Raw genomic sequence first — 11,391 nt, forward strand, 5'->3', positions numbered from 1 at the left:
AGTAGCTTTACTGATTAAAAGGGATTTTACTTTTTTGTAAATAAACTACTAAGTATATAGATTTTATTGTGGAATAGTTTTATATTTGGTTAGTCGTTAACGATTGGCGTTGGCAACGATTATAAAATTATCTCATTAAATATTATACAAGTATGAAAAACGACTACTTTTTCTATCGAGAGAGCTATTGCTTCATTACATCTAATTATTATCTATTTATTTGTCGAATGCGCATGTGCTGAAGAGCACACCTTCCTTGTGCTTATTGTTCAATAAGCATTCCATCTTATTTATAACAAGCGTACCAATGGCGTTGGCACTTGTTTGCATTTTCACATTAAATAGAATTTACGATGAAAAAACACAGAGTACTTTGGTATTCGCTTTCAATGGTGCTTTTTCTGTACGCATTTGGAAGTGTACGGGCACAAGAACCCAGACCAATTATTAATGCATCGTTAATCGGTAAAGTTATCGATGCGAAAACCAAAGAACCCATTCAGGGCGTAACGGTACAATTGGAAGCGGTAACACATAGTGTACAAACGGATAACCAAGGTAATTTCCAGTTTGTGACAGGACAGAAGCTTCCATTTACGTTAATTGTCAGTTTTGTAGGCTATGAGAAAAAACAGGTAGTCGTCAATTCTTCACCGACTATAATAGCGTTATCGCCCATCTCAACAGACTTGGATGAGGTTGTGATTGTAGGGTACGGAACCCAGAAACGTCGTGATCTCACTGGAGCTGTGGCGACCTTGCCTGAGAAGCTTCTCAGACAGCCCGTATCCTCGCTTGATCAGGCATTGAAAGGGGGGATCTCGGGCGTTCAGGTTACACAAACTTCGGGACAACCCGGCGGGGGTGTGAGTGTTCGCATTCGCGGTGGCGCATCCATACAAGGGGGAAATGAACCCCTTTATGTTATTGACGGATTTCCGGTATATAATCAAACTGAAAGTACGGGAGTAGGGAGCGGTACACCAGTCAACCCATTAGCAAGCATCAGCCCAACTGATATTGAAAGTATTGAAGTTCTAAAAGACGCTGCTGCAACGGCAATCTACGGATCCAGAGGGGCGAATGGGGTAATTTTGGTAACAACAAAAAAAGGTAGAGCAGGACAGGTACAATTAAACTATGATGGGAGTTTTGGCGCACAAAATGTATTGAAACAAATCGAGGTATTGAATGCTCACGATTTTGCAATCTTAAGAAATGAGGCTTTGTACGATGCGAATCCCAACCTCGGAGCTTTTCAATACCGCAGTCAAACTGAAATCGATCAGCTGGGTGCTGGTACAAATTGGCAAACAGAAGCGTTTCGTACTGGGAAGATTTATAATCAGCAGCTTTCTTTATCGGGTGGAGCTGAAAAAGTGAAATATTATTTAGGAGCAAATTATTTTGATCAGCAGGGTGTCATTGTCAACACTAATTTCAAGCGTGTAGGATTTAGATCAAATATCGACGCCAATCCTTTCGACAGGTTACAGGTTGGCGCAAATTTATCGATCAACAAAACTTATGCGCAAATAGCTCCGACAGGAATTGTCAACGCTCTGCTTATAATGCCTTCGACGGCAACTGTGTATGACGCCGACGGTGCTTATACATTACGAAATCCTTTTGAAAACATCTTTGCCAACCCAATAGCGACCTTAAAAGAAACGACAAATTCATCCAATGGACTACGGATATTGGGAACTTCTTTTGGACAATATCGTATTTTAAAAGGTCTACAAGCTAAGGTATTGGTTGGCGTTGACCTAAATGGCCGAAATGATAAGTTTTATTTGCCATCCTATATCTATGAAGGGGCAGGCTCAAAGGGGAAAGCTAGCTTAGGGAATTTGGATGGAACCTCATGGCTGAATGAAAACACGTTAAACTATTCGGCGAACACAGGAAAACATACGTTCAATGCTTTAATAGGATTTACGCAGCAAGAAACCAAAAATACGATCTTCAACGCTGGAGCAGAAAATTTTGTGACCGACGACTTACTGTTCAATAATCTACAGAGTGGATCTACCATTGTGCGTCCTTCTTCTGACAGCTACACATGGGTATTACACTCTTATCTTGCCAGGGTAAATTACAATTTCGCAAACAAATATTATGTTTCGGCAAGTCTACGTCGTGATGGTAGCTCTCGCTTTGGGGCAGACAACAAATGGGGAAATTTCCCGTCGATAGCACTTTCTTGGCGCGCTGCCAATGAGTCTTTTTTTAAGGAAGCATTTCCTGGAGTAGATGATTTTAAGATTCGTACAAGCTTTGGAACCACAGGTAATCAAGAAATCGGGCAATATCAATCCTTATCTACCTTATATAGCCTAAATTATCTGTTTGGAAACAACGTGGTCACTGGTTTTGCCCCGCAACGTATTCCCAACAAAAACCTCGGTTGGGAAAGCACTGTACAATATGATGGTGGTTTTGATATCAGTTTACTTAAAAATCGTCTTCAATTTACAGTTGATTATTATTATAAAAAGACAAAGGATCTCTTACTTAATGTGGAAATACCTTGGACCTCCGGTTATGCCTCTTCCCTTCAAAATTTTGGTTCTGTATCAAATAAAGGATTTGAATTGGGGTTGAAATCGAGGAATATCGAGGGATTGTTCAGCTGGAGCACAGATGTAAACTTTTCCCTGAATCGCAACAGCGTACTGAAGATTGGTGACGGCGTCAGTTCTTATATTTCTGGAAATTATATCATTAAAGTTGGAGAGCCTCTAGGCACCTTTTATGGCAATGTTACTGACGGTATTCTGCAGTCGGGAGAGGAGGGTGCCAAGGGTAAATTTACAGGAAATGCCAGTCCTAAAGCGGGTGACCGTCTTTACAAAGATATCGATGGTGACGGACAATTTACGACTGCAAATGATAGAACGATTTTAGGTAATGCACAGCCGGATTTTATTTTTGGATTGACCAATAGTATTTCCTATAAGGGTTTTGATCTTTCGTTTCTTATCCAAGGCACTGTCGGGAATGATCTTCTGAATATTAATAGGCAGAATTTGGAGATGTTTACCGGTCAACAGAATGCATCAATTGATGCATTGGAGCGCTGGACTCCCTCAAATCCGAGTCAGTCTTATCCCCGTGCGAAGTTGGATCCGGCTCCTGTGTTTTCGGACCAATTTGTAGAAAGCGGCTCTTTTGTACGGATAAAATCATTGCATTTCGGGTACAGTTTTCCTAAAGAGTGGCTTCAGGACGCTAAGATAAAGGGACTTAATCTCTATTTAACGGCTCAAAATCTTTTAACCTGGGCCAAATATACAGGTTTTGATCCGGAGGTTACCTCAGGCAGCAATGTACAGATAGGTACCGATCTGGGCATTTATCCCGCATCTAGATCTTTTTCTGCAGGGGTTTCATTGACCTTTTAATAGCTCGCTAAACAGGAATAGTAAGAAGTGCTGAGTTTAGCTCATTATCCATAAAAAGCAATTGATTCAAATGAAAAAAATACATGTTTTATCCACTGTCATACTGATTTTTCTAACGGCAATTTCCTGCTCGAAATTGGAGGAGGATCCGGCAAGCGTCTTGGTTTCGGAGCAATATTATCTTGATCAAGATCAAGCTATCGCTGCAGTGACAGGAACTTACAGAAAGTTATATGAAACTGGGCAGTCTTTGTACAACAGCTTGCTACAGATCGGTGTTGAAATGGCCACAGATGATTATGAAGCAGGGCCGCGGGCTAGAAATGCACATGTTAGGGCGCTGAGCAATCTAACTCATGATGCATCCAATGACCGTATGGAACAACTTTGGAAGCAAAGCTACGATGCGATCAATGCATCAAATGTCAATATTGCTAAAATAAGTGTGCTGTCTGCGGATCGCATCGATCCAATTCTCCAACAGCGTCTGATCAACGAGGTGAAATTTTTAAGGGCACTTCACTATTTTAATTTAGTGCGTTGGTTCGGACCAGTTCCGCTGATAACTAAACCAGTAGAGACTTTATCTCCTCAAGAACTTTATGTAGCGAAAGCGACAGAGGATGCGGTGTATGGATTAATAATAGCAGATTTAAAATCTGCTTCGGCGCTGCCTAACTATAAGTCTTATTCGGAATCAGATAAAGGACGCGCCACTGCTGGAGCAGCCAAAAGTCTTTTGGCTAAAGTCTATCTGACGCGAGGGGATTGGGCGAATGCAAAATTATTAGCCACGGAAGTTATTGATAAAGAAGGTTATGCGCTTTTCCAAGATTTTGCCGATGTTTTTAATATTGGAGAGAAGAATGGTGTTGAACATATATTTTCAGCTCAATTTAAAGGCAACAGTGGCTATCAGGGAAATTCTTTGGCCAGTAGATCTGCGCCAGCCGATATTCCTGGCATAAACGGGGATTACGCAGATGCGCTTCATAGCGAGGGCGGGCTGTATAAAAGCTTTGCGGCAAATGACAAACGCCTGCTCGTGACCTTTACAACGGGGATGGTGTCGCCAACAGATAATAAATACTATGCCTTAAACAAACCACAATTTAATAAATATTATGATGAAACGGTTGTAGGAAATCAGGGGCAGTCTTCCAAGAATACGCCGATCATCCGTTATGCGGAAGTGTTATTGATTTTTGCTGAGGCCGAAAATGAGTTGAATGGGCCAACTTTAGAAGCGCGCAATGCTATTAATGCGGTCCGTCGTCGTGCAGGGGTGGAAGATATATCCACTACAGAAACGAAAGATCTTTTTAGAGAATCGATTTTTGAAGAGCGCAGAAAGGAGCTTGTTTACGAATATCAACGATGGTTTGATCTGGTCCGAAGGGGAACTACCTACTATGTTGCTAAGCTGAAAGCTGCCGGTAAGACGAATGCGTCGGCCCGCCATATTCATTTTCCGACGCCACAACGGGAACTGAATCTCAATCCAAATCTCACGCAGCACCCCGACTGGATCAATAGATAATATATTAATTAAATTTTAAGTAGATGAAAACGACATGTTTATTAGTTGCACTTTGCCTAACCATCTTACCTCGGATAAGCTTGGGTCAGGACAATCGGCCAAATATCGTATTGATTTTGGTTGATGATTTGGGTTTTTCGGATATAGAGCCCTACGGCGGAACGGACTTGCAGACCCCCAATTTGACGGCTTTGGCCAAAGAAGGAACGAGATTTCAGGAATTTTATAACAATTCCATTTGTGCCCCTACACGCGCTTCCTTACTGACGGGGCAGTATGCGCATCGCGCAGGTATAGGTTATTTTAATGTGAATCTTGGGCTGCCTGCTTATCAGGGTTTTTTAAATCGGGAGTCACGGACGCTGGCTGAAGTTTTGAAACAGGCCGGATACTCCACTATTATATCGGGGAAATGGCATGTGGGCGATGATTACGATCAGTGGCCGGCACAGCGCGGGTTTGAGCGGTCTTTCAATTTTGTTGGTGGGGCGTCTAATTTTTATGAAGTAAATGGACCTGAACAGCCAACAGTACCATTGTTCCGAAATAATAAACCTTTTTATTTACCCAAGGGGCGTTATCTGACAGATGAGATTACGGATCAAGCCATTGGCTTTCTAAAAGAACAGCAAAAGGATAAAAAGCCTTTCTTTTTGTATTTGGCATTTAATGCCCCGCATTGGCCTCTTCAGGCGCCGGAAGAAGAAACTCAAAAATATATAGGAGTGTATCGTGAGGGATGGGATACTTTGCGTACGCAGCGTTTTAAAAATGCGCAGCAAAAAGGTGTTTTCCCGCCAGGGCAGGCCATTGCAAAAAAGGACTCGACCGTACAGAACTGGGATAAATTGACCTATGATGAGCAGCAGTATTGGCAACGTCGGCAACAGGTCTTTGCCGGTATGATCGATCGCATGGATCAGAGTATCGGCCGCATCAGACAAACGTTAAAAGAGCTAAAAAAAGATAAGAATACGCTAATCATTTTTTTGTCTGATAACGGTGCTCAGGGCGGGGACCGCACACGGGTGTATACGGCAAGGAATACAGAGACTGTCGGATTACCGGGGTCCTATGATGTGCAAAACAGCAATTGGTCCCAAACCGGAAACTCACCGTTGAGAAGTTACAAAGATAATCCGTATGAAGGCGGCATTGGTGCCCCTTTTATTGTGTGGTATCCAAAAGAGGTACGATCAAACGTGATTAAGAAGGGGGGAGGCCATCTTATTGATATCGCTCCCACCTTGTATGACTACGCAGGTGCAACCTATCCGAAGCGTGTTGGTGACACGGCGACAAATACACTTCCGGGGCTGAGTTTGCGCGCGCTGCTGCGTTCAGATAGCAATCAGATCGAGAGGAATGTTCCGCTGTTTTGGGAACGGGCGGGGAATCGTGCTGTTCGATATGGTAAATGGAAACTGGTCTCATTATTTAAAGAAGGGAACAAACCCGAATTATACAATATTGATGAGGACCGGGGCGAAAATAACAATCTTGCCAGTCGTTATCCAGCTATCGTGAAAGATCTCGAAGCAAGGTATAAAGCCTGGGCTGAAGAGAATTCCGTTGTGGATTACAAGCGTTTAAAAACCATCAATCAATTTCGTTAGGAGTAAAAGAAAGAACATGAAGAAGATAGTTTCGATATTATACCTTGTTTATATTACATTATGCTTTGGCTATGCACAACAGAAAAAACCAAACATCATTTTGGTTTTGGCCGATGATTTAGGCTATTCTGATCTTGGAGCATACGGTTCCGAAATTTCTACACCCAATTTGGATCGTTTAGCCAACGAAGGGCTAAGGTTGACGCAATTTTATAACAATTCCATATGTGCACCCACAAGGGCCTCCCTGATCACAGGGCAATATCAGCACAAAGCTGGCGTTGGGTATTTTTCCAATGATCTTGGACTGCCTGCTTATCAGGGTTATATCAATTCGGAATCGCTGACCATTGCTGAAGTCCTTCGGTTGAATGGTTATATTACGGCAACTTCGGGCAAATGGCACGTGTCTGGAAAAGGGAAAAGTTTACCCTGGGAACGCGGTTTTGATTTGGTTTTCCCAAGAGTGGAAAAAAATGCTGATTCAGGCGCACCGACTTTTCAGGCACAAACCGATTCTGAAGGCTATCCCTTGGAAGATGCATTTTCAACAGAGGTTATCAATCGTGAAGCTGAGGCATTTCTGGATCAGATCAAAACGCAGGATAAACCCTTTTTTCTCTATTTAGCACACACAGCGCCACATTGGCCATTAGTAGCATTGCCGCAAGATATCGCCAAATACAAAGGGCGGTACGACAGCGGGTGGGAGGTGATACGTCAAGAACGCTTTGAGCGACAGAAACAATTAGGGCTGGTATCGCAAGCAAGCCGACCATCGCTTGTTGATGAGGATATTTACGATTGGTCACGATTATCATTTGATCAAAAAACGCTTTGGGCAAAAAAAATGGAAGTGTTTGCGGCTATGGTCGACAGATTGGATCAGACTATAGGGAAATTGTTAGGTAAGCTAAAAGACAATGGACAATTGGACAATACACTGATTGTTTTCTTGTCAGACAATGGTGCGCCGGCTGAAGATCTTGTTCGTTGGCATCATGGCGCCCGCATAAATAAAGGACCGGTTGGAACACTGGGTTCTTATGAATCGCAGAGCAAAAATTGGTCATATGCATCCAATACACCCTTTAAAGCATTTAAAGATTATACCTATGAAGGTGGGATTAATACACCATTTATAGCTTGGTTTCCTGGTAAAATAGCGAAAGGCATCAAACAGGGCACTGGTCACGTCATCGATCTGGCGCCGACGTTCTACGATTTGGTTGGCGCAGTATACCCAAAAGAATATGAGGGACATAAGGCGAATGCTTTACCAGGAAAGAGTTTGCTTCAGGTTTTATTCCAAGATCAAGATACCGTTCGGCGAGAAGAAGGTTTATTTTGGGAGCGCGCCGGTAATCGTGCTGCCCGTATTGGAAAATGGAAACTTGTATCGACCTGGCCGTCCTATAAATGGGAACTTTACGATCTTGCGCAGGATCCTACTGAACGGAACGATGTTGCCGGACAGCATCACGACGTTGTATCCCGTTTGTCTACTGCTTATTTCCAATGGGCAAAAGAAAACGGTGTTGTGGATTTTGCAGAATTGGAAGTTAAGGAACCCAAAACTATGAAGGATTTTAGGGAAAGTAAATTGCAGGAAATACCAGTACCCCGCAATTTCTAACTGCTTAAATGTAAAAAAGCTTTCTGAGTTACCAGAAAGCTTTTTTCTCTTTGGCGGAGAGGGCGGGATTCGAACCACCTCTTCCAAACTACTTTAAGCCTAATTTTTAAAGGTATTTTAAATTTACTGCCACGAATTTGCCATTAAATATTTAGCTAATTTTAAGAAATAAATTTTGTCAGAGACTCAATAAAAACAACTAATCTACTTTATCAAATATAGGAATTTCCATTCGAATATAATAAGGAATGAATAGAGGGAAGAAAGAAACGAAGGCAATCAAAGATCAATGCCAAATATGCTTGTCCCTTTTTATTTTTGACTCTAAACATATCTGGCGAAAGGATGTCAGGAGCTAGTTTTTGTCCTCCATGGCTTGGTTTTTTCTCATTGTTGCCTGATGATACAATAGCTAATTTATCAAGGTCAATGCGATCTGACACCGCTGAATTTTCACTTAATAAATTTTCATTTTTGGCATTAGCACTAAAAACGGTCAGGCCTGTATCTGATCGATAATACTTAAGCTACATTCCTTGCTAAAAATCATACTAAGATCTATAAATCCTTATTTTCATTACGGAGCAATTCCAAACAAAATAATTTGATAGTCCCTCGTTAAAACCATTTTAGAGCGCGTTATTTTTAAATTTTGTTTACTTAGATGAGCTTTATATAGCTTTAATACGCTTGATTAATTATCTTTTACAATTATTTTTCTAATTAGTGAGCTGCCAGACGAGGTTGGTAGTGTTTTATAATTTCCTTTGTTCCAGTAAGTTGCTGTTGAATTCTGATAGCCTGCTGTATATACTTCATTATTTAGCAAAACAATACTTAATGCTTGCGAATCGTCAGAACTTAAGGTGACAGGTGTTCCATTTTTCCAATATTTCGCCGACATCGTATTGCCAGTGGCCGAAACACCAGAGCCTCCAATATAAACATCATTATTTTTCACGATTAACGAATTTCCCCGGCTACTTGAAGTCCCATCCTGGATCAACTTAGGTTGTGAAAAATTTTTGGAATATCTTGTTTGTATCTGCCCTTGTTTATTGTAAATGGTAGACCACATTGTATACACATCGTTACCTATAATATAGATCGCCTGATTATCTGCTGCTGAGTTTTGATCGGAAAGATCAGTACGCTGTCCGTTCTTCCAGTAGCACGTAACAGGATTAAGCCAATTAAGCTGTCTTCTTTCGCCAATAACATAAATGTCATTGCCTAGTACAGCAATATCGGAAGAAATTGCATTCTCACCGGCATCCGTTAGGGAAACGGAAACTCCATTCTTCCAGTATTTAGCAATATACGTTGTACCTCCGCTTACCATTTCCTGTCCAGCAATATAGACATCAGTACCCGCAATAACAATACTATTTGCCCTGGCATCATTTGAGCCATCAGTGAGATCAACTGCGGAACCATTTTTCCAATATCTTGCAACATATTTACCATTTGCATTTATCTCATAACCTACTACATAAATATCTGCTCCATTCATTGTCATTCCCACAGCTTCAGATGCTCCTGGTCCCTTTCCCAATACGGTCACGCTCGAGTTTTTCCAATATATAGCCTTATCATTGATTTTTCCAACAGCATGAATAATTGGACCAGATTCTGATAAGCTATCGTCATCATCACGTTTACTACAACTCAAAAACGATAAAGCGGTTAAGATCATTAAAGTAAATGTAAAAGGCAAAGTTTTCATATGCATTAAATGGTAAATTTAATTTTGCATATGTCAAAAATTAGGCCGAATAATTATACTATCATGAGCATGTTCTGAAGACTATGATGACATTTGAGAAATAAGTCTTACAATATCCCTTGCCTTGGTGATCGTTACATCATATAGCACAAAAGAAGGGGATGGTTTTGACGTAATAAAGATCCAGATCTGCACTTGTTAGTTTTGAATCGATCACATTTACGCCATTTTCATCTAATAAATGTAGCTGCATTTCACTGTAAACGTTTGTGCTTAATGCTCCTGTTTTCTTACAGGCACTGAAGAAAGTAAGAAGACTTGTGAATACTAATAATAACTTGTTCATATTGATGTTATTTGTAAATTGAATAAACCATATCTCGCTTATATCGAAAGTTTAGGTTTCCTGAATCTGTGCTTGCATAGCCAAACCAACCGTTATTCTGACCCCGCCAGCCCCAATCCATGTGAAACCATACGTAGCCACCTCCTCTTGCTTCATATGCAATTATGCTTATAATCGCATTGGTTGGACAATCACTCACTTTGAGGTATAATACATTTTATATTTTTTTTACGATCTAAAGCTTTTTTGATCATAGAGCTTTTTTTATTTTATCTATTTCCTCAACTATGCGATCTAATTTGTCATCATCTTGCGAAGGTAATCTATCGTCGATTCTATTACTTTTCATATTGTGAACTTCCTGTTCTAGTTGCTTCAGTACCAACAATGGATCATATACTCTATCACTGTTCGACAGTTTATTTTTAAGGTTGTTCATTTCCTCGCTGATTGATTCCTGTTGGGTTATTGCGTATTCCTCTGTCTGCCTCACCGAATGATGTCCCATGATCTCTTTGACCACATGGATCGGCACTCCATTTTTAAATGTTACTGTGCTGGCAAAAGTACGTCTGGCTTTGTGTGTGTTGAGCGTATCTTAAGGAAATTGCATAATACCGCAATTTCCTTAAGATACTCATTCATTTTTTGATTAGACTTTACCGGCAGTACTGATATCCGTTGACGATAGATCGGATGATCTTTATAACGTTCCATGATCTCGATTGCCTTTGGCAGTAGGGGAACGTCAGTTTTGGATTTGGATTTTTGCTCGCTTGACATAATCCATAAGGCGCCGTCTATTCCCTGTTTAATATGGTAGGGATCCAACTGATAAGCATCAATGTAGGCAAGTCCGGTATAACATTGGAAAATAAATATGTCTCTGATGACAGCAAGCCGCTTGGAAGAAAAGACTTTGTTCTCCAGCCTCTGAAGTTCATCAGAAGAAAGCGGCTTTTTATTACACTTTGTTTTCTTGCTTTTGAACAGCTTAAAAGGATTCTTAGGAATAATATCTTTCGCAATAGCCCTAAAGACAATGGTTTTAACACTTAATATTGCTCCAACAGGCTATGAGAACAGCAAGTTGGAGTCAAAAAGGCTTTATGCCTTCCAC

8 protein-coding genes are annotated in these 11,391 nt (G+C 40.9%); 4 read left to right on the forward strand and 4 right to left on the reverse strand.

All coding sequences use genetic code 11. The features are described 5' to 3' along the window. Positions 1–353 precede the first annotated feature (353 nt). From B2107_RS06105 to B2107_RS06120, 4 genes are all read left to right on the forward strand, one after another. Positions 354–3,407: a SusC/RagA family TonB-linked outer membrane protein gene (locus B2107_RS06105; RefSeq protein WP_293954060.1), complete on the forward strand. Its 3,054-nt coding sequence runs from the start codon at positions 354–356 to the stop codon at positions 3,405–3,407. A 70-nt stretch (positions 3,408–3,477) separates the two neighbouring features. Beyond that, positions 3,478–4,947, forward strand: a complete 1,470-nt coding sequence (locus tag B2107_RS06110) for a RagB/SusD family nutrient uptake outer membrane protein (protein ID WP_293954062.1) — start codon at positions 3,478–3,480, stop codon at positions 4,945–4,947. 23 nt (positions 4,948–4,970) lie between these two features. Next, complete coding sequence (locus tag B2107_RS06115; RefSeq protein ID WP_293954064.1) at positions 4,971–6,563, forward strand: arylsulfatase; 1,593 nt, start codon at positions 4,971–4,973, stop codon at positions 6,561–6,563. Positions 6,564–6,579: 16 nt separating this feature from the next. Then, on the forward strand, positions 6,580–8,199 hold the full coding sequence (locus B2107_RS06120; RefSeq protein WP_293954066.1) for an arylsulfatase: 1,620 nt from the start codon (positions 6,580–6,582) through the stop codon (positions 8,197–8,199). Between the two features lie 694 nt (positions 8,200–8,893). Here the strand turns inward: B2107_RS06120 and B2107_RS06125 are convergent. From B2107_RS06125 to B2107_RS06140, 4 genes are all read right to left on the reverse strand, one after another. Continuing rightward, positions 8,894–9,931, reverse strand: coding sequence for a hypothetical protein (locus B2107_RS06125; protein WP_293954068.1), 1,038 nt, complete (start codon positions 9,929–9,931; stop codon positions 8,894–8,896). A gap of 133 nt (positions 9,932–10,064) precedes the next feature. Next, positions 10,065–10,271, reverse strand: a complete 207-nt coding sequence (locus B2107_RS06130) for a hypothetical protein (RefSeq protein ID WP_293954070.1) — start codon at positions 10,269–10,271, stop codon at positions 10,065–10,067. A 250-nt stretch (positions 10,272–10,521) separates the two neighbouring features. Continuing rightward, the gene (locus B2107_RS06135; RefSeq protein WP_293954072.1) at positions 10,522–10,779 is read right to left on the reverse strand and encodes a hypothetical protein; all 258 of its coding nucleotides are present in this window, start codon (positions 10,777–10,779) and stop codon (positions 10,522–10,524) included. Between the two features lie 41 nt (positions 10,780–10,820). Then, positions 10,821–11,102, reverse strand: coding sequence for a hypothetical protein (locus B2107_RS06140; RefSeq protein WP_293954073.1), 282 nt, complete (start codon positions 11,100–11,102; stop codon positions 10,821–10,823). Positions 11,103–11,391: the final 289 nt, after the last annotated feature.

It is taken from the genome of Sphingobacterium sp. UBA7855 (assembly GCA_002500745.1).
Taxonomy (GTDB): Bacteria; Bacteroidota; Bacteroidia; order Sphingobacteriales; family Sphingobacteriaceae; genus Sphingobacterium.